The organism is Acinetobacter sp. SFA, assembly GCF_001647535.1.
GTDB classification, from domain to species: domain Bacteria; phylum Pseudomonadota; class Gammaproteobacteria; order Pseudomonadales; family Moraxellaceae; genus Acinetobacter; species Acinetobacter pecorum.
The window spans coordinates 124,677-144,759 of sequence record NZ_LSZI01000019.1 but is presented as its reverse complement, the minus strand read 5'-3'; the positions used below and the strand labels follow the sequence as shown (position 1 = coordinate 144,759).

Genomic DNA, 20,083 nt, shown 5'->3' with positions numbered 1-20,083 from the left:
TAATTTAGACTTTGGTCGTTAAAAAATGATCAATTTAAACTGTCGCTTTCGTGATGCGCTATCATAGCGGCATGCTCAGTACACATCAGGCTATATGAACAGTTGGCTCATCATAGGGATCCTTGCCCTCTATATCGCATTACTCTTTATCTGCGCTTTTTACGGGGAAAAACATGCCAGCCGGCTAAGTACCCGCGGCCGCATGTTATTGTTCAGTTTAACTCTAGGAGTGTACTGTTCATCCTGGACCTTTTATGGCGCCACGGGTGCGGCGGTACGTGAAGGTATTATTTTCCTGCCGATCTATCTGGGGCCACTGTTATTTGTTGCTGTTGGCTATGATATCTGGCGCCGACTGGGACGGGTTCGGCAGCATCATGCTATTTCTTCAATCGCAGACTTTGTCGCTGCCCGCTATGGTAAAAGTGGCCCCCTCGCCTCGCTGGTCACCATTCTTGCCGTGGTGGCGATCATACCTTATCTGGCCTTGCAGTTACGTGCCATTGCCCTGAGTGCCGCCGTCATTCTGGAACCTTCTGCAGGCGTAACAGGCACCACCAATGGCGTGCTTTTCCTGACCGGTATTCTGGCAATACTGGCCATGATGTTTGGTACCCGTCAGATTGCCAATACTGAACAGCATGGCGGTCTGATGCTGGCCGTAGCATTTGAGTCGTTTGTAAAGCTCTTTGCCTTACTGGCTGTGGCCTGTTTCTTCATGTTTGAAGCGCCAGGAAATATGGCACAGATCAGTCATGATATCAGCACCACTTTTCGTGAGGTACAACTGTTTGGCGTACCACAAAGCTTCTGGATTCAAACCCTGCTGGCGGCACTGGCGATTATCTGCCTGCCGCGCCAATTCCATGTGGCAGTGGTGGAACTGCGCGATGAAAAACATATCCGCGGTGCACGGCGCTGGTTCGCAGTTTATTTGATATTAACTACCCTGGCGATTATTCCAATTGCCAGCTGGGCATTGCATGCGGCCCCCCAATATCTGGCCATTCCGGATGTAGCCGTACTGTCTTTACCACTCAGCTATAATCAGGACTGGCTCACTTTACTCGCCTTCTTGGGCGGTTTTTCTGCCTCTACCGGCATGCTACTGGTGTCTTCCGTAGCCCTGTCGATCATGCTCAGCAATGACCTGATTATGCCGGCATTATGGCGCTTAAAACTGATTTCACGGCATGACAAGCGCTTACCATTGGTACTGAAATTTACCCGCCGGGTCTGCATTCTGGGTGTAATGTTGATGGGCTTTCTGTTCTTCAACTTCTTCAATGATATTGATCAGCTCTCGGTTTTTGGCCTGCTGGCGTTTAGTGCGGTGGCACAATTCGCTCCTGCCCTGATTGGCGGCCTGTACTGGCGCGGTGGCAGTAAACAGGGCGTATATGCCGGACTGTTAACTGGTTTTGCCCTGTGGGCCTATACTTTGCTGTTTCCAACCATTTTGCGCAGCCTGCCTGAAGCCTATAAAGGCTTCAGCCAAAGCCTGCTCACTCATGGTCCTTTTGGCTGGAACTGGTTACGACCAGAAGCCCTGATCGGTTTTGAATCTTTTGACCCACTGACGCATGGGGTGGTCTGGGCGCTGGGTTTAAACACCCTGCTGTATATCTGGATTTCCCGTATTTTCCGTCCAAGTGTGGCCGAGCAGATTCAGGCTGAAAGTTTCTTCTATTATGAAACCAAGCCCTTGCCTTCACAGAGTCCTTCTACCGAGGTCAGCTATTCCCATCAGGATGTCGCACGTTTAAAAGTCGGTGACCTAATTACCCTAGCCAAACGGATTACCGGTGAAGGCCCAACCACACGTGCTTTCCAGCAGTTCTGTACCCAAAATAGCGTTGAGCTGAATGAAAACAGCAGTGCCAATGGTATGTGGTGGCGTTTTACCGAACAGTATCTGGCCGGAACCATCGGGGCAGCGTCAGCACGTACCCTGCTTACTACCGCCATGGTCAATAATGGCCTGGCCTTAGGTCAGGTCGCCAATATTCTCGATCAGGCCTCACAATGGCAACGCTTTAACCAGAACCTGATCATGACCATGATTGATCACATGACCCAAGGGGTCAGCGTGGTCGATGAAAACATGTGTCTGGTGGCCTGGAACAATCAGTATCTGAAACTGTTTGATTATCCTACCGATATTGTCTATGTCGGTTGTCCGATCGCTGACCTGATCCGTTATAACGCTGAACGTGGTGAATGTGGTCCGGGTTCGGTGGAAGAACATGTCCGTAAGCGGATTCACTGGATGCAGGTCGGCAGTGCCCATGAATTTGAACGGATTCGTAAAGATGGCCGGGTGATTCAGATGCGCGGTAATCCGATTGAAGGGGGCGGTTTCGTTACCACTTTTGCCGATATTACCGCTTTCCGTGAAAATGAAGCCGTACTTGAAGCGCGGGTTCAGGACCGTACCCAGCAGCTCGCCGATGCCCTGTCCGAGCAGCAACTGGCACGGGAACAGGCAGATAAGGCCAATATGTCAAAAAGCCGCTTCATTGCTGCAGCTAGTCATGACCTGTTGCAGCCAATGCATGCTGCGCGGCTGTTCAGTACCGCACTTGAACAAAGTGTACAGAATGACGAAGACCGCAAGACCTTGCAACAACTGGATCGTGCCTTGCATGGTGCCGAAAGCATGCTGTCTGCCCTGCTGGACATTGCCCGACTGGAAGGCGGCACCATTCAGCCTAAACGTCAGGCTTATCCGCTGCATGACCTGCTGCGCGATCTGGAACTCCAGTTCAAATCGATTGCTGCACAGCGTGGCATCCAGTTCAGTGTGCATGATGCGCAGTTCTGGATTGATACCGATCCGCAATGGATTCGCCGCATTATCCAGAACTTTGTCAGCAATGCGCTGCGTTATACCGCCAAAGGTAAAGTCGTGGTCGGCGTGTTACGTTCGGGTAGCAAGCCAGATCATATCCGCATTGGCGTCTGGGATACCGGACCGGGGATTGCTGAAGAACAGCGCATCAAGCTGTTTCAGGAATTCGAGCGTTGCGGCCATACCTCACCTTGGGGTGAACAGGGTCTTGGTTTAGGCTTGGCGATCGTACAGCGTATGACCAGCATGCTGGACTATCCGGTATATGTCTTCTCCGAGTTGGGTAAAGGCTCCTGCTTTATGATTGAAGTCCCTGTGGTTGAAGCACCGAAAGTTGTGGCAGCACCAATCCAGACTGTTCCTTTAAAGAGCAAAGCCTTTAGGATTCTGTGTCTGGACAATGATGAAACCATCCTCGAAGGCATGTCCACCTTATTAAGTAAATGGGGCTATCAGGTCTTCAAGGCTACTGAACCGGAACAGGCACAGCAGCTGATTGAACAGGAGAATATTCAGGTCTGGTTGATAGATCAACATCTTAACCAAGACAAAATTGGTTTGGATTTTATTCTGGAACATCGTCGTAGCGATATTCCGGTCGCCCTGATTACGGCCGATTCCGATCCGGAACTGCCACAGCGTCTCAAAGAGCTGAACATTGTTCTGCTGAAAAAGCCGCTAAAACCGGCCTCGTTACGTTCTTGGCTATCCGGACTGAAAATTTCTGACACCTGAGCAGATTTTGACCGCGATCAATGCCCATTTCAGCTCCTGAAATGGGCATTTTTTATACTCATCTGCTACATAGAATTACTTTAATTGCATAAAATTTATTCCAATGTGCTAAAAGCAGTAAAAACTCCGAAAATATCGCTCAATAAATTGACCAAAATGATCATTTTTCAATTCACTATGGCAAAAACTGACGAATGTATTAATGGTCATGTGTACACTTAGTTACAATTATTTATGCTGATGTTTTTTATAAAAATTAAAGATCGATTTTTTATTCCTATAACTTTAGTCGTATGTTTTATCCCCTGCACTTGGCTTTAAAAATAGAGGAAAAGAAACGATCAGTTTCCATCTCATATACATGCCTTGATTCCTTTGGCAGCTGATCTATTTTTCTGTATATCGGAGTTCTTCACATGAACATAGATCAAAACCATGACTTGAATCAGACTCAGCAGTTTCACCGTCAATATGGTGCCAATGCCCTATTGCCAAACATTGACTGGACACAGATTTTTAAATACAGCAAGCTGAATGATGCCCAGTATCAGGCACTGGAAACGCTGTATCAGAGTGCAGTCCCGCTGGCGCTGCAAGTCTTTGATGAATTACATTTTGATGTCTTTGAACCTTATGCCTACAAGCCACAAGGTCTGGGTTTATTTGAAAAGATTGCTGAACAGGAAGATAAATTAATTCAGTCTCTTGAAGCTGAAGCCAGGGATCTCCCCGCAGCAACCCGGCAGCAGATCTGGAGCATGCTACTGCGTGGTGGTGCAGTACTGGTATTTAAAGCGTGGCTGGGCAAGGTCAAAAATGAAGAAGATTGCCTGGATACCAGCCAGTTCGACGAGCTATCTGATCTGTTATTTATCAAAACCTGCCCACATGAGCTGGCACAGCGTTTACATGTTGACCCGACTGCACCGGACGATCACATCTTCCTGATGTATGACAATGAAGTTTATCTGGACCGTTTCAACAGTCTGGAAACTGCGGCACTGTTTGTAGATCTAGGGGTATATGACGCGACCTTCCTGAGTCTGCGTGATGATCGCGTGGCAGAATATCTGAAATCCAAAGGTTATGTCACCGAAGAGCAGATTGATGAACTGCAATGTGCCTTAAATCCGCTGTTTTGTGATGATTTTACTCGCAAACAGGATTATATCGCCTAACATCTTTATATCTTTTCACTTCATTTTTTTCATAAAAAAGACCTCCTATGAGGTCTTCTTCAATTCGGCTATGCAGAGCTTACATTTTGCGGTCTTCAATATTCAGCGCATTAATGGCCAATACTGCTTGCGTCCTGTTCTGTACACCCAGCTTACGGAAGATTGCCGTGACATGGGCTTTAATGGTGGCTTCGGATACATCCAGTTCATAAGCAATCTGCTTGTTCAATAAACCTTCAGCTACCATCATCAACACCCGGAACTGTTGCGGTGTCAAAGACTGGATCCGTTCGGCCAAAGCCGTTTCATCGGCAGCACGCGGATCAAAGTTCATATTGGCCGACAGATTGGGTGGTAACCAGATTTCACCTTCGAGTACTTCACGAATCGCTTCACCAATATGGCTTGGGTGGGCAGATTTAGGAATATAGCCCATCGCACCATGCGCAATAGCACGCTGGATGATGCTGACCTCTTCATGTGCAGACACGACGATAATCGGTAAAGACGGATACTGTGCGCGAACATGCACCAGAGCAGAAAAGCCAGATGCGCCTGGCAGGTTTAAATCCAAGAGTACAAGATCAGGCTCAGGGCCATTTTCTAGACGTTCATAAAATTCATTGACTGCCGCAGTTTCATGAATCTGGGCTTGGGGCAGACTATAACGTACAGCCTGAATCAGGGCATGACGAAATAGTGGATGATCATCAACGATTAAAATATTCATAGGCAACGTGAGAAAGATCTTGGCACGGTAGGCCCTATTCTAACCACACAACCCGGTTTAAGGATATGCAAGACACTATTATTTTTAAAATAATATGCAGTTTTTCTTTTTAAACTGCCCATTTTTGCAGTATTTCAATAATTATTTAATTCTCATCACTTTTTTATATATATCTTATTCCTCACTGAAAAAGCTTATATTTATTCAATATAAGTATAAATATCATAGGTTTATTAAATATTTTTTACTTATAAATCAGGCTTTTTTTGTATATCAAAAAATCAGATAACTTTTCTGCTTTTCGTTATTTTACAGTCCTGCGCTGAATCAGGATTAATAAGGACATTCCGAGATTAACCCTATTTTCAGGTTCTAAATATGTCTAATTTTAATGCGCAAAAACCCTTAAATATTGTGGCCGTATCTGGCGGTTTAAATCATCCTTCAAAAACCGAAGCCCTGGTTCAGGCGATTCTGGATAAACTGGGGGAAGCCACACCGATCAATGTACATTTCATTAAATTTAGTGAAATTGGTTCACTGCTAGGCGGCGCGATTTACCGCAATCAACTGCCACAACGCATTCAGGATGATCTGGCAGCCGTAGAAGCCGCAGATGCACTGATTGTTGGCACCCCGGTTTACCGCGCTTCATTTACCGGCCTGTTCAAGCATTTCTTTGACTTTGTCGAGCAAACGGCACTGGTCGATGTGCCAGTATTGTTAGCAGCTTCTGGCGGTAGTGACCGTCATGCCCTGGTTCTGGAACATCAACTGCGTCCTTTATTCAGCTTCTTTCAGGCGCAGACTTTGCCGATTGGTGTTTATGCCACCGACCGCGATTTCACCCCTGAATATACCATTCACAGTGAATTGCTACGTGACCGGATTACCCTGGCTGTGGCGCGAGCATTACCCATTCTGGAATGGGCGCCTGCTAAAGGACAGCGTGCTGAAGTGATTAAAGAAAAAACCATTCAGGCCAGTCAAAATCTGGGTATTAACAAGCAGATTGAACAGGAAGAAGTATTACCATCTGCAGTAGTACCTAGCCTGGATGCAGCAGAATCGCGTTTACACAGCAAGAAAGCACCAAAGGCTCAAGTGGCTTAAATATGCACGCAGAGGGTAATCAGCATGTCGAATGATAAAAATATCGTATTTGCCTATTGGGTGCCGAATGTCAGTGGTGGGCTGGTGGTCAGTAACATCGAGCAGCGCACCGACTGGAGCTATGACTATAACGTGCGTCTGGCACAAACAGCTGAACAGGCAGGCTTTGATTATGCTCTGACCCAGATCCGTTTTACTGCCGGCTATAACGCAGAAAACCAGCATGAATCGGTGAGCTTCAGTCATGGCATTCTGGCCAAAACTGAACGCCTGAAAGTCATTGCCGCGATTCTACCGGGTCCGTGGAAGCCAGCACTGGCCGCCAAACAACTGGCGACAATTGACCATCTGAGCAATGGCCGGATCGCGATCAATGTGGTCAGTGGCTGGTTCCGCGGTGAGTTTGATGCGATTGGTGAAGAATGGCCGGAACATGACGAGCGTTATGCCCGTTCGGAAGAGTTTATCCGTAGCCTGAAAGGAGTCTGGACCCAGAACAATTTTAATTTTGAGGGTAAATATTATCAATTTAAAGACTATACCTTGAGTCCTAAACCATTGCAGAAGCCTCATATAGAAATCTTTCAGGGCGGCAGTTCCCGGGCAGCACGTGATATGGCATCCCGTGTATCCGACTGGTACTTCACCAATGGCAATACCCCGGAAGAACTGAAAAAACAGATCGATGATATTCGTGAAAAAGCCAAGGCAAATCATCACTCGGTGAAAATTGGTGTAAATGCCTTTGTGATTGCACGAGATAGCGAAGAAGAAGCGCAGGCTGTATTGCAGGAAATTATTAGCAAGGCCAATGTGCAGGCGGTGAAATCTTTTAGTGAAGCGACCCGTGAAGCTGGCGCAGCAAGTCAGGAAGGCGAAGGCAACTGGGCCCAATCCACCTTTGAAGATCTGGTGCAATACAATGACGGGTTCCGCACCAATCTAATCGGGACACCGCAGCAGATTGCTGAACGGATTATCGAACTGAAAAAAGTGGGCGTAGATTTGATTCTGTCAGGTTTCTTGCATTTTATTGAAGAAATTGAATATTTTGGCCAGAAGGTATTGCCTTTGGTTCGTGAGCTTGAAGCACAACAGGCAACGCCTGTGCAGCAAGAAGAAGCTGAGCCCGTATAATCATTCCAATAAATCTCAGCAGATTCACTCCCTCCCTCAAGGCTCGGCTTGGGGGATTTTTTATGTGATAAAATTGTTGTCTGGCTAGGTTTAAAACCATCAATTCCTTAAAATTCTGCACTAACGACTTTCCAAGAATTTTAACAATGCAACTGATCTGGTTTCGTCAAGACCTCCGCATTCATGATCATGCCGCGCTCTGGCATGCCACCCAGCAAGGCAGCTGTATAGCAGTGGTGGTGCTCTCTCCCGAACAATGGAAGCTGCATCAGGATGCCCGGATTAAAATCGATTTTTATCTGCGCCGCCTCGACGTCTTAAAGCAGCAGTTAACGCAGCTGAATATTCCATTAATCATTTTAAATATTCCCTTATGGCAAGACCTGCCTGCCGAAATGCGAAGCCTGTGCCAAAAACTGCAGATTGATACGCTACATGCCAATATTGAAGTGGGCGTGAATGAACTGCAACGTGATGCACAGGTACAGCAGATGCTGGAACAGCAGCAGATCCGGGTCGAGCTGTATGATGATCGCAGCCTGTTTCCACTAACCAGTATCCGTAACCAGTCCAATCAACCCTATCAGGTCTATAGCGCATTCAAGAAAAAATGCTATGAGCGACTGATTCATAATATACCGGGCTGCTATCCTGCCATTCAGACTCAAGATCCGCTTGAATTACCAGACCAGCTGACCAGCTTTGATCTGCAAAAATTTGCGGCTGATTATAAGGTCGATCATGCTGCCCAGCTCTGGCCTGCAGAAGATCAAACTGCCTTTGAGCTGCTCAATGATTTTATCGGGGAGAAAATGGCTCACTATAAAACCGAGCGAGATCTACCTGCAGTCGATGGTACCAGCCGCCTGTCACCGTATCTGAATATCGGTATTCTCTCGATCCGTCAATGTATGCAGCCCCTGTTTAACGACGGTTATTTCCAGATTGATGATATCGGTCAGCAGACCTGGCTGGATGAACTGCTCTGGCGCGAGTTTTATCTGCATACCCTGTTTGATTTTCCCCGTGTATCCAGACATCGGCCTTTTAAGGAAAATACCGATAACATCCAATGGCGCAATGCACCTGAAGATCTGGCTGCCTGGCAACAAGGACAAACCGGGATTCCGATTGTCGATGCCGGTATGCGGCAAATGCGAGCCACTGGCTGGATGCATAACCGGGTGCGCATGATTACTGCGATGTTTCTATGTAAAAACCTGCTGATAGACTGGCGCTTGGGAGAAAGATGGTTCATGCAGCAGCTGATTGATGGTGATCTGGCGGCGAACAATGGCGGCTGGCAATGGTGTTCTTCGACCGGCATGGATGCCGTGCCCTATTTCCGGATTTTTAATCCGGTCAGCCAGTCACAGAAGTTTGATCCGAATGGGGATTATATTCGCCGCTGGGTGCCGGAACTGGGGCATCTGGATGCTAAATTTATTCATGAACCTTATGCCAAAAATCCGGATCTTGCACTGGATTATCCAAAACCGATTGTGGATTTAAAAGCCTCTCGTGTAAGAGCGATTGAAGCGTTTAAGCAAATTTAAAACCAAACTTTTTCATCCCGAATAAAACAGCCTCCGATAAAGAGGCTGTTTTATTTTCAGATCAGGAATAAAAGCTTGGATCAGGCACTTTTCCAGTTAGCACCCATTCCCCCACTTCCTGATACTTATAATCTATTGGGTCATGCAAGGTCTGGGTGCGGACATTGCGCCAGAAACGGTCCAGATTGAGCTTGGCCGTGGTAGCCCGCGCACCCATCACCTGGAAAATATTCTGGGTAATATAGAGAGAGGTATTGGTTGCGGCAATTTTAGCGGTGGCAATGGCAACCGAGACTTCACCGCGCTGTTCGGCACTTAAATCATTCCCAAGCTCCCAGGCTGCCTGTAAAGCCTGAACTGCTTTATCTGCCAGTAAGCGTACACCTTCTAGTTGTACATAAAACTCAGCGAAATGCTTCTGGATAAAAGGATCATTCACCGCATCTTCTACCAGTGATTTGGACCAGGCTTTTTGGGTTTGTACGGTCTGTTTGGCGACGTCAAATGCCCCTTCTGCCACACCCAAAAACAGATGCACGAAAATCAGCTGGGCGATCAAAGGACGCAGGCTGGAATACGGCGTACTCAATGGGCCTGGATTTAACAGCAGTTCATTTTGATGAATTTTGACCTGCTCAAAATGACTGGTACCACTGTCGGTCTGGCGTTGGCCCATATTGTTCCAGTCGCCCAGAAAACTTACTCCTTTGCGTTGGGTAGGAATCACACCAATCAGCAATTTTCCGGCATCGTTATAGCCTGAACACAGCAACATATCTGAATCGATCGAACCTGAGCAGAAGCTTTTATCTCCATGAAAAATATATTCGTTTTCTGAAACTTTTGTGGCTGTGGTGCGACGGTCCAGCGGATTTAGAGTATTACCCCAGAACAGATTATTTTGGGCCGTCTGTTCAAACCACGGGCCATATTGTTCCGCTTGGGAAAATAATTGCACGGTCGCAATCAGCAAATGGTGAAAGCCATAGACATGCGCCAGTGAACTGTCCACTTGGGCCATAATTTGAATGGTTTTAAAAATGGTCTGCCAATCTGCCTCCTGACCGCCATACTGTTTTGGAATGGACAGGCCAAGCAAGCCACTCTGGCGAATCAGGTCACGCTCGGCTTTGGGATTACCCCCCTGTTTGTCCCGCTCTGCGGCAGTCAGAGCAAAATTTTCAGCAAGTTTCTGGGCAATATCGACAGGAGACTGATTTAAATATGGGGATTGTGCATTCATTATTTTAACTCATGTTCAGCATGGAAACAGCTTAGCAGATCAGGGTACTGACCTATATCCGAAAGCATGCAGAGCTTATGACTGATATAAAAATACCGGCAGAATGCCGGTATTGGAACCGCTTAAATTTAAACTTTATTACGCTGTACTTCTGCAATCAGATGCTCCACCACCTGCGGTTCAGCCAAGGTTGAAGTATCTCCCAGACTGTCCAGCTCATCGGCTGCAATTTTTCGCAGGATCCGACGCATGATTTTGCCGGAGCGGGTTTTTGGCAAGGCCGGTGCCCAGTGCAAGGCATCTGGTGTAGCCACTGGACCGAGAGTCTTACGCACCCAGCTCACCAGCTCACCGCGTAGTTCATCTGAACTTACTACAGCGGCCTGCAAAGTGACAAAGGCACAAATTCCCTGTCCTTTAATATCATGTGGCATACCAATAACAGCAGCCTCGGCCACCGATTCATGCGCCACCAGTGCACTTTCAATTTCTGCCGTACCTAGACGATGTCCGGACACATTCAGGACATCATCGACACGGCCGGTAATCCAGTAATAACCATCTTTATCACGACGTGCCCCATCCCCGGTAAAATAGGTGCCTGGATAGGTCGAGAAATAGGCTTCAATAAAACGCTCGGGATCACCCCAGATGGTCCGCATCTGACCCGGCCAGGAATCCTTAATCACCAGATTACCCTCGGCTTCTCCCTCCAGTTCCTTGCCGTCAGCATCGACAATGGCCGGCTGTACGCCGAAGAAAGGCCGTGTCGCCGAACCCGGTTTTAAGGCAGTCGCACCCGGCAATGGCGTAATCATGAAACCGCCAGTTTCGGTCTGCCACCAGGTATCAATCACTGGACAGCGACCTTCACCGACCACTGTGTAGTACCAGTTCCAGGCTTCCGGATTAATTGGCTCACCCACTGATCCTAAAATTCTCAGGCTGCTACGGTCACTTTCCCGTACAAAAGCATCTCCCTCACGCATCATGGCGCGGATCGCTGTCGGCGCGGTATAGAGAATGGTCACGTTATGCTTGTCGACAATATGCCCGGTACGTGCCCAGCTCGGATATTGCGGAACCCCTTCAAACATCACAGTGGTGGTACCATTTGAAAGCGGACCATACAGCACATAGGAATGCCCGGTAATCCAGCCGACATCTGCAGTACACCAGAACACATCATCCTGCTTGATATCGAATGCTTCACGGAAGGTACAGTTCACATAGGTCAGATAGCCGCCAGTGGTATGCAATACTCCCTTGGGCTTGCCGGTAGAACCTGAGGTATACAGGATAAACAGCGGATCTTCGGCATTCATCGGTTCGGGTGGACAGATGTCATTGACTGACATAATTTCCATGTGATACCACAGATCACGCCCTTCCTGCATTTCGATCGGGTTACCGGTGCGATGTACCACGATGACATTCTGAATAGACTCTGTGCCTGCAAGTTTCAGCGCTTCATCGACATTGGCTTTCAGTGGAATGACCTTACCGCCACGCATGCCAGAATCAGCAGTAATCACCATTTTGGCCTGACAGTCTTCAATCCGGCTGGCTAAGGAGTCTGGCGAAAAACCGCCAAATACCACACAATGAACCGCACCGATCCGGGCACAGGCCAGCATGGCAATCGCAGCTTCGGAGACCATCGGCATATACAGCATGACCCGGTCACCTTTCTGGATGCCATTTTTCTTCAGTACATTGGCGAAACGGCAGGTTTCATCATGCAGCTCGGCAAAGGAAATAATCTTGTGCCTTGAAGGATGGTCACCTTCCCAGATGATCGCCGGTTTATAGGGATGTTCTTTCAGATGCCGGTCCAGACAGTTGGCACTGACATTCAGCTGGCCATCGGCAAACCATTCGATTTTAAAATCGTCTTTGTTAAAACTGGTATTTTTGACTTGGGTAAAGGGTTTGATCCAGTCCAGACGTTGCGCCTGCTCTGCCCAAAATTGATCTGGCTGTTCTATAGAATACTGATAACGCTCGAAATACTGCTCTTCGAGCGTACGTGCTGTTTTTTTAAATTCTTCAGGTACTGGATAGATCTCTTGCATAATTCACTTCCTTGATTTTGTTCTATCTCATCACGAGAGGTTAATGCGGCGTGGTTGATTGTTTTTTATGCATAATGGCAGTATGGCCTGCTTATTTCAAATCCGGCAATCATGCTTTCGTCGTAGATTATTTATACAAATTCAATCAAAATAAACCACAACTTATCAGTACAGAATTTTCTACACAACTGTGTATGATCTGTAGTAATTCCCTTTAAAATAAAATTGACCTCTCATTGTTATTGGGTCTGGTTTAGCAGGACACTCTCTTTATGACATCGCCTGAATCTCCCTACTTTAGTCCGCCTGATCTGCCTCTAGCAGATCATCCCCTGTCGATGAAAGGGCGTTTCGGGCGCTTGAGCTTTATTGCCTGGTCGGCGTTTCTGCATTTCATTTTTTTATGTTGCACGCTCGCACTGGGCCTTAGTATTGATATTCTAAATATTGCCACACCTTCCATGGACCCGAACTGGCTGATTTCATTACAAGGCTTGGGCAGCATTGGTGTACTGCTCATCGTTCTGGCCTACCTGTATTTTGCTTTAGTCGTTACTGTTCGCCGTTTCCATGATTTAAACAGGAGCGGCTGGTGGGTGCTGTTATTATTGCTCCCCTTAGTTAACATTTTTGTATGGCTTTATATAATCTTTGGTTCGGGTGATCGTGGCATAAATCACTATGGTCCGGCACGGATCACCTTGTTCTGGGAAAAGGTCCTGGCCTGGCTGATGATTATCCTGACTTTGCTTAGCCTGTTGGCTTCACTGGCTTTATTCGGTTATATGAGTGGTGGAGAACAGCCGCAGACTCCGGCAGAAATGATGCAGAAAACCACAAAATACTTTTAATATTGACTTTAGCCTTGGGAGAAATACCTGGCCATGCTGGCAAACCCTGGTTAATTTTTTGCTGAACATCAGGCAAAATAGGCAAAATTTAAATGCGGGAAATTTCGTGGCAGAAAAAGAAAACACTTTGAATCAGGTCACTGAAGGCACGACTGAGCTGTTGCACGAGGCAACTGAAAAAACAGCACAGACCGTAATTGAACATACCGCCAAGTATAATGATGCTTATAGTGCCATTGACAAGATCATAGAAGGCTTTTGGGAGCGTGTGCCCTATTTCTGTATTGCCTTGGTGGTGATTTCGATTTTCTGGTTACTCTCCAAAATATTCAAGTTTTTTATTCGCAAGACTTTAGAAAACCGCTCTTATACCCGGCAGAATCTGGTGCTGGTCCTGAACCGTGTAGGCAGTACTTTCATTATATTTTTCGGTGTATTAATCGGGCTGGTGATTGCAATTCCTGGCTTTACCCCGGCTCAGCTGATGAGTGCCCTCGGAATTGGCTCAGTGGCCATCGGTTTCGCCTTCAAGGATATTTTCCAGAACCTGCTTTCCGGCGTACTGATTTTACTGGGTGAACCCTTCAAGATTGGTGATGACATTATCGTGAATGGCATGGAAGGTACAGTTGAAGATATCCAGATTCGCGCGACCTTTTTACGCTCACCAGATGGCCGGCGTATCGTCATTCCCAATGCCACGGTCTACACCAGTGCAGTGACTGTAAATACCGCCTATACCCGTCGCCGCTGTGAGTTTTCGGTCGGTATTGGCTATGAAGATGACATCCAGAAAGCCAAAGATATTATTACTGCAATTCTGGATAAGGATCCAACCATCCTGAGTCAACCTGCCTTTAGCGTCAATGTCATTGCACTGGCAGACTTCTCGATTACCTTGAAAGCTTTATGGTGGGTCGACACCACAGATACCGGAACCGGAACTTCGATCAGTGCGGTGCAGGAACGCGTGATTCAAGCTTTTGCAGAACACAATATTTCAATTCCTTATCCCGTTCAGGAAGTGAAGGTCTATCGTGGGGATGGTCATGACGATGCCTCAGCTCGCGCTAAACAGCCGACCTAAAATATAAGGAATTGCCGTCTCGGTACGCAGAATACGGTTGCCAAGGCTCACTGCCTGGCAGCCGTTTTTTATGAGCAGATCGATCTCATAGGGAATAAAACCACCTTCCGGGCCAATCACGATACTGCAAGGATGCTGAAGCGCAAATGGCATAGGCTGTTCGGCATAAGGATGTGCCACAAAAGCTGGACAATCCGTACTAATCAAACCCGGCAAGACATCTTCCACAAAAGGTTTAAAGCGTTTATATAGCGCTATTTCTGGAGCGAGCGTATCCCCTGCCTGCTCCAGTCCCAGTTCAACATAATGATCCAGCTGCTGCAAAAACGGTGTCTGCCAGTAGCTTTTATCTACCCGATAGCTGTGCAGTAAAATGATTTTTTCTACTCCCATCGTGACAGCATCCATGATCAGACGACGCAGGACTTTGGGCCGTGGCAAGGCCGCAATTAAGGTCACAGGTAATTTTTCTGGAACAGCTTCCTCTTGAAGCGGTTTTAGTTGTACTGATGTTTCAGAGATTTCAACAATTTCTGTAAGATAACGCTTGCCTTCACGGATACCCACTTTGAGCGTATCACCGACTTGAATGTCCAAATGTGTCTGCAAATGTTCCAATTGACGTTTGGCACTGATCGTCCAAATCTCAGATTGGGTTTGACGGGGATCAAGCAGGACGATGTTCATAAAAAAGAAGACCAAAAAAATATGATATATCCCTCTATTGGCTAGAGGGTGGCGACAGGGATGTCGCCTGCAGTGCTGAGGGACAGGACGTCCCTTCAGCGCTGCAAAAGGCTTTTGTTACTTTTGGCCTGACAAAAGTAAGATACTGCCTGCGCTATAAAAAATATATTCTGTACCTCATCAAAAGGCCGTGATTGCCCTTTAAATTGACTTAACATCGCCTCTAATCATAATTAGATCAAATTATTATTGTATAGGCCTTCCCTACTTTTGACAGCGCAAAAGTAGGGAAAACGCTTTTGTTAGGCTGAGGACACTTCCCTGTATCACAGCCTAACGACGGCATCCCTGCCGCCTCCAAAACATTTGATTTTTTTCTATGACTAATTTTTCTGGAGATACTGATCAATCACCTGAATATGCTTTGCCAGTGAACCCTGATTTTGCTGCATAATCTTTTCCGCAGCCGTATTCAAACTTTCAGCCTTTTCTGAATTATTTAAAAGCTCCAATAAAGTCGTCGCTGCTTGCTGAGCATTTTCGACCACTTCTACCGCTTGAGCTTCTAAAAACTCATCCACAATGGTCTGAAAGTTAAAATAGTTTTTGCCTAAAACAGTCGGCACATTCAGCGCAATCGGCTCCAGAATATTATGTCCACCACCTGGTTCATTTAAAGAACCACCGACATAACATGCCTGACTCAAAGCATACCAAAGCCACATTTCCCCCATAGAGTCGGCCAGATAAACCTGGGTATCTGCTTCAATATGTTGCCCCAAACTACGGCGCCGGGTTGTTAAACCTAGTAACTGTGTTGCCTGAAACACCTCATCAAAACGTTCCGGATGACGCGGCACCACAATACAGACCAACTTAGGATCAGCCTCTAAAGCAGCTTTTAAAGCACTCAAAATTTCTTTTTCTTCAGGAGCATGGGTACTGGCCAGCGTGATCACTTTACGACCTGCTAAAGACCATTGCTGTTTTAACTGATCTGCCTGCTGGATAAAGTGCTCAGGCGCAGTAATATCGAACTTGATATTGCCCAAAACCTGGGTTTTCCCCGCTGCAATTCCCAGTTCGATATAGCGTTGCCGGGTAGCCGCATCCTGTGCCAAAAGGCCAGTTAAATTTTTCAGCATGCCACGGGTCAGACCTTTGACCTTGGCATAGCCTTTGGCGGATTTTTCAGAAAGTCGGGCATTCAGCAGTAAACAGGGCACCTTAAAATCCGGTGCCTGATCAATCAGATTCGGCCAGAGTTCAGTTTCCATTAACAACAGTAGCTTAGGCTGATATTTCCGATAGAAATCCTGAATCAGTGTTTTCTGGTCAGCAGGCAAATACACGGCCTGGAATAAATCTAAGTAGGGTGGCTTTAAGAACAGCGATTTGGCCCGGGCCTGACCGGTTTTGGTGGTATTGGTGACCAGCACCGGATGACCGAGTTTTAAATAATGCTCAATTAAAGGTTGGGCCGCGTTGGTTTCACCTACCGACACTACATGAAACCAGATGGCATGCAGGTTTTTGGGGGATTGAAATGGACCGAAACGTTCTGTCATTTCTTGTTGTAATTGTTCCGGCCCGGTCGTACGTTTACGAATACGCGATTGATATAAGGGTTTAACCAGCGCCAAGGCTGCGTTGTACCAAAATGGAGTGGCCACTTTGCGCCCCTGTCCAAAGATTCAATGGGCAGAATATAGCAGAGCCACATCAACATGTTAATCAATGTGGCTCAATTTTAGATTATTCTGCGATGCTTAAAGCTTCTGCTTCAGCCAGGGTTGGATAATCAATATATCCTTCAGCTGCCTGGCTGCCGATCATGTTTTCCAGTTTTAGTTCATTCAAGGGTGCATCTTCAAGCAGTCGCTCATACAGATCCGGATTGGCAATATAAGCCTTGCCAAAAGATACCGCATCAGCTTTGCCAGATGCTAACAGTTCAATCGCATCTTCACGGCTCAAGCGCATATTGGCAATGTACGGTACGCCATGTGAGCGCTGTTTCATATACTCTGAAATGCTGTCTTCTGCCAGGTACTCACGGGTAAAGAAAAATGCGATCTGACGTTTGCCCAGCTGCTCCATGACATAACCAAAGGTTTCACGTGGATCATTATCGCCCATATCATGCTCATCGCCACGTGGTGCCAGATGTACACCCACACGATCAGCACCCCAGACTTCAATCAGTGCATCCATGACTTCTAGCAGGAAACGCGCACGATTTTCAACTGAACTGCCGTATTCATCTTCACGTTTATTGGTTTTTGTTTGCAGGAACTGGTCAATCAGGTAACCATTGGCTGCATGCAACTCAACGCCATCAAAACCGGCTGCTTTGGCACGAATTGCAGCCTGTTTATACTGCTCGGTAATTGCGTGAATTTCAGCAATTTCTAATGGGCGTGGTAGGACGTATGGACGTTTTGGACGTAACAGGCTGACGTGACCAGCCTGTTGTACGCTGCTCGCCGATACTGGTGTTTCACCGTTTAACAAATCCGGATGCGATACACGGCCGACATGCCAAAGCTGGGCAACAATCAGGCCGCCCTTCTCATGAACCGCTTTTGTCACCTGTTTCCAGCCTTCTACCTGGGCATCACTAAACAGTCCTGGCGTATTCAGATAGCCATTGGCTTCTTCAGAAATAACAGTTGCTTCAGAGATGATCAGACCTGCACTTGCACGCTGGGCATAGTATTCGGCCATCATTGGCGTTGGCACACGATCAGCAGTGGCACGGCTACGGGTCAGCGGCGCCATAATGACACGGTTTTTGAGTTCTAACGCACCGAGCGTTAAAGGAGAATTTAATTCAGCCATCGTTACTCCCACCGGCTAAAGGTGTTGTTGTAAATGTTCGATAAATTGCTGAATCAAAGCTTCATTGCGGGAAAAATACGACCATTGCCCATGTTTGGTGGCGGTAATTAAACCCGCCTGTTGCAACACGGACAAATGGTTGGACATGGTGGATTGAGAAACTTGTCCTAATTTTTCAATCTGGCCCGCGCAGACACCACGCTGAAAGCCGCCACACTCCTCCACAGACAGATATTGTTCTGGAGATTTCAACCACTCCAGAATCTGCCGACGGGTCGGATTGGCCAAGGCTTTAAAAATTAGATCAAGATCCATAAGCACATCACAATCAGTGGCGCAACGAAACTTCATTCAGCATCTGCAATCATTATATCGTATTTTTTCGATTTATATATCGATAAATTTAGATATAAAAGTCACAAACTGTTAAAGCATTGTTACGCCAGCTTTAAACGACTTGTTACAAGCCCTGTTTCAGGCTTGCTTCAATAAATTTGTCCAGATCACCATCCAGTACGGCACCTGTATTGGAATTTTCTACGCCAGTACGCAAATCCTTGATACGTGAATCATCCAGTACATAAGAACGGATCTGGCTACCCCAACCGATATCAGACTTGGAATCTTCCAGCGCCTGGGCAGCTTCATTACGCTTGTTCATTTCCAGCTCATAAAGCTTGGCACGTAACTGTTTCCAGGCATGGTCACGGTTAGCATGTTGTGAACGCTGGTTCTGACAGGCCACCACGATCCCGGTCGGAATATGGGTCAAACGCACCGCAGAATCAGTTTTGTTAATGTGCTGACCACCGGCACCTGAGGCACGATAAGTATCGGTACGCACATCTGAAGGATTGATTTCAATTTCGATGTTGTCATCTACTTCAGGTGACACAAACACGGCAGAAAATGAAGTATGACGGCGGTTACCCGAATCAAATGGCGACTTACGCACTAAACGGTGTACGCCAGATTCAGTACGTAACCAGCCATAAGCATACTCGCCTTCTACACGAATCGTGGCAGACTTGATCCCGGCTACATCGCCGTCAGACTCTTCCATCAGTTCAGCTTTAAAGCCATGACGTTCGATCCAGCGCAAGTACATACGCAGCAGCATGGACGCCCAATCCTGTGCTTCAGTACCACCTGAACCTGCCTGAATTTCCACATAACATGGATTCGGGTCCATCGGATTGCTAAACATGCGGCGGAATTCAAGTTTGGCCAGTTCTTCTTCAGCAGCATTCAGCTCAGCCTGCACATCTTCAAGCATGGTTTCTTCATCTGCTTCCACAGCCAGATCAAGCATCGCTTGCGCATCTTCCAGCTGGGTCTCTAACCCGTCCAGTACATTTAATACGTTTTCCAGCTCGCCTTTTTCTTTAGCCATGGCTTGGGCACGACTCTGGTCATTCCAGATGGCCGGATCTTCTAATTCACGCAGGACCTCTTCTAAACGCTCTTTTTTCAGATCGTAGTCAAAGATACCCCCGTAGTGTCTGACCACGTTCGTTTAAGTCTTTTAATTGGTTTAGATACGGATTAATTTCCACGTGAATTACTCTCAATCAGAATTAGGCACAAATTATTTAGCCCGCGATTATAGCACAGTCTTTTTTTGCAGTTTGCGCGTCCTCAGTGTTGGCTAAAAGTTCAAATGATTATTTCTTAGGACTTATTTGTAGAATTCAGCACCGCCCTAAAATCCCTTTATTAGTTATTTTTTATTTAATGGTTTCTATTATTTTTTGCTGCTATTTATTCAGTTAGTCTCTGAAGACTATGGATCTTTTTTTCTTTTTTAAAAGGCATACTAAAAAAAATAAAAAGTAGCAATTTCAATACATTCCACAATATCTACACAGTTTTAATAAAACACTACATTATAAACTTAACCTTATTATTCAGTGACTTATTTAGATAAAATTACATAAGATTACGCTATTCACATTGCGGTAACTTTCCTGTGATTGACGATCTTTGGAATTGGTCTACA

General features: G+C 46.6%; 15 protein-coding genes. 7 read left to right on the top strand and 8 right to left on the bottom strand.

All coding sequences use genetic code 11. The features are described from left to right. Positions 1 to 94 precede the first annotated feature (94 nt). Positions 95 to 3,586, top strand: a complete 3,492-nt coding sequence (locus AY607_RS11745; protein ID WP_064095037.1) for a PAS domain-containing hybrid sensor histidine kinase/response regulator — start codon at positions 95 to 97, stop codon at positions 3,584 to 3,586. A gap of 416 nt (positions 3,587 to 4,002) precedes the next feature. Further along, a complete protein-coding gene (locus tag AY607_RS11740; protein WP_064095038.1) occupies positions 4,003 to 4,764 on the top strand; it encodes a hypothetical protein in 762 nt (253 codons plus the stop codon). Between the two features lie 79 nt (positions 4,765 to 4,843). On the opposite strand, the gene AY607_RS11735 is transcribed toward AY607_RS11740, so the two are convergent. Next, positions 4,844 to 5,494, bottom strand: a complete 651-nt coding sequence (locus AY607_RS11735) for a response regulator (RefSeq protein ID WP_064095039.1) — start codon at positions 5,492 to 5,494, stop codon at positions 4,844 to 4,846. A gap of 378 nt (positions 5,495 to 5,872) precedes the next feature. Between AY607_RS11735 and msuE the strand changes: the two genes are divergently transcribed. The 3 genes from msuE to AY607_RS11720 all read left to right on the top strand — a co-directional run bounded on the left by msuE (position 5,873) and on the right by AY607_RS11720 (position 9,300). Then, on the top strand, positions 5,873 to 6,607 hold the full coding sequence (gene msuE / locus AY607_RS11730) for an FMN reductase (protein WP_064102621.1): 735 nt from the start codon (positions 5,873 to 5,875) through the stop codon (positions 6,605 to 6,607). Positions 6,608 to 6,631: 24 nt separating this feature from the next. Then, positions 6,632 to 7,744 carry a dimethylsulfone monooxygenase SfnG gene (sfnG, locus tag AY607_RS11725; protein ID WP_064095041.1) on the top strand — a complete coding sequence of 371 codons (1,113 nt, stop codon included), beginning with the start codon at positions 6,632 to 6,634 and terminating at the stop codon, positions 7,742 to 7,744. Between the two features lie 146 nt (positions 7,745 to 7,890). Next, positions 7,891 to 9,300 (top strand): cryptochrome/photolyase family protein, encoded by a 1,410-nt coding sequence (locus AY607_RS11720; RefSeq protein WP_064095042.1) that lies wholly within the window; start codon positions 7,891 to 7,893, stop codon positions 9,298 to 9,300. 61 nt (positions 9,301 to 9,361) lie between these two features. Here AY607_RS11720 and AY607_RS11715 read toward each other — a convergent pair whose 3' ends face one another. Together AY607_RS11715 and acs are read right to left on the bottom strand one after the other, a co-directional pair. After that, the gene (locus tag AY607_RS11715) at positions 9,362 to 10,543 is read right to left on the bottom strand and encodes an acyl-CoA dehydrogenase family protein (protein ID WP_064095043.1); all 1,182 of its coding nucleotides are present in this window, start codon (positions 10,541 to 10,543) and stop codon (positions 9,362 to 9,364) included. Positions 10,544 to 10,671: 128 nt separating this feature from the next. Then, positions 10,672 to 12,618 (bottom strand): acetate--CoA ligase, encoded by a 1,947-nt coding sequence (acs, locus tag AY607_RS11710; RefSeq protein ID WP_064102620.1) that lies wholly within the window; start codon positions 12,616 to 12,618, stop codon positions 10,672 to 10,674. Between the two features lie 272 nt (positions 12,619 to 12,890). Between acs and AY607_RS11705 the strand changes: the two genes are divergently transcribed. Next, positions 12,891 to 13,469 (top strand): DUF805 domain-containing protein, encoded by a 579-nt coding sequence (locus AY607_RS11705; protein ID WP_064102619.1) that lies wholly within the window; start codon positions 12,891 to 12,893, stop codon positions 13,467 to 13,469. Positions 13,470 to 13,575: 106 nt separating this feature from the next. After that, positions 13,576 to 14,556 (top strand): mechanosensitive ion channel family protein, encoded by a 981-nt coding sequence (locus AY607_RS11700; protein ID WP_064095046.1) that lies wholly within the window; start codon positions 13,576 to 13,578, stop codon positions 14,554 to 14,556. Here the strand turns inward: AY607_RS11700 and AY607_RS11695 are convergent. The 5 genes from AY607_RS11695 to prfB all read right to left on the bottom strand — a co-directional run bounded on the left by AY607_RS11695 (position 14,530) and on the right by prfB (position 19,640). After that, entirely contained in the window at positions 14,530 to 15,243 is a 714-nt protein-coding gene (locus AY607_RS11695; protein ID WP_064102618.1) for a 16S rRNA (uracil(1498)-N(3))-methyltransferase, read from the bottom strand. The two genes, AY607_RS11700 and AY607_RS11695, sit on opposite strands and share 27 nt — an antisense overlap. 383 nt (positions 15,244 to 15,626) lie before the next feature. Beyond that, a complete protein-coding gene (locus tag AY607_RS11690; protein WP_064102617.1) occupies positions 15,627 to 16,916 on the bottom strand; it encodes a 3-deoxy-D-manno-octulosonic acid transferase in 1,290 nt (429 codons plus the stop codon). Between the two features lie 82 nt (positions 16,917 to 16,998). After that, positions 16,999 to 18,084, bottom strand: coding sequence for an alkene reductase (locus tag AY607_RS11685; protein WP_064102616.1), 1,086 nt, complete (start codon positions 18,082 to 18,084; stop codon positions 16,999 to 17,001). Positions 18,085 to 18,099: 15 nt separating this feature from the next. Continuing rightward, a complete protein-coding gene (locus tag AY607_RS11680) occupies positions 18,100 to 18,399 on the bottom strand; it encodes an ArsR/SmtB family transcription factor (protein WP_064095178.1) in 300 nt (99 codons plus the stop codon). A 145-nt stretch (positions 18,400 to 18,544) separates the two neighbouring features. Further along, positions 18,545 to 19,640, bottom strand: a protein-coding gene (gene prfB, locus AY607_RS11675; protein WP_155858362.1) for a peptide chain release factor 2 whose coding sequence is annotated in 2 segments (ribosomal slippage) — positions 18,545 to 19,567 and positions 19,569 to 19,640 — 1,095 coding nt in all. Because the reading frame shifts where the segments join, the coding sequence is not laid out codon by codon here. Positions 19,641 to 20,083 lie beyond the last annotated feature (443 nt).

Bases quoted from the DNA above. Each gene is read 5' to 3' on its own strand.
- AY607_RS11685 (WP_064102616.1), bottom strand. From the start codon at position 18,084: ATGGCTGAATTAAATTCTCCTTTAACGCTCGGTGCGTTAGAACTCAAA.
- AY607_RS11680 (WP_064095178.1), bottom strand. From the start codon at position 18,399: ATGGATCTTGATCTAATTTTTAAAGCCTTGGCCAATCCGACCCGTCGG.
- AY607_RS11740 (WP_064095038.1), top strand. From the start codon at position 4,003: ATGAACATAGATCAAAACCATGACTTGAATCAGACTCAGCAGTTTCAC.
- sfnG (WP_064095041.1), top strand. From the start codon at position 6,632: ATGTCGAATGATAAAAATATCGTATTTGCCTATTGGGTGCCGAATGTC.
- AY607_RS11735 (WP_064095039.1), bottom strand. From the start codon at position 5,494: ATGAATATTTTAATCGTTGATGATCATCCACTATTTCGTCATGCCCTG.
- AY607_RS11715 (WP_064095043.1), bottom strand. From the start codon at position 10,543: ATGAATGCACAATCCCCATATTTAAATCAGTCTCCTGTCGATATTGCC.
- msuE (WP_064102621.1), top strand. From the start codon at position 5,873: ATGTCTAATTTTAATGCGCAAAAACCCTTAAATATTGTGGCCGTATCT.
- AY607_RS11695 (WP_064102618.1), bottom strand. From the start codon at position 15,243: ATGAACATCGTCCTGCTTGATCCCCGTCAAACCCAATCTGAGATTTGG.
- AY607_RS11745 (WP_064095037.1), top strand. From the start codon at position 95: ATGAACAGTTGGCTCATCATAGGGATCCTTGCCCTCTATATCGCATTA.
- AY607_RS11705 (WP_064102619.1), top strand. From the start codon at position 12,891: ATGACATCGCCTGAATCTCCCTACTTTAGTCCGCCTGATCTGCCTCTA.
- AY607_RS11720 (WP_064095042.1), top strand. From the start codon at position 7,891: ATGCAACTGATCTGGTTTCGTCAAGACCTCCGCATTCATGATCATGCC.
- acs (WP_064102620.1), bottom strand. From the start codon at position 12,618: ATGCAAGAGATCTATCCAGTACCTGAAGAATTTAAAAAAACAGCACGT.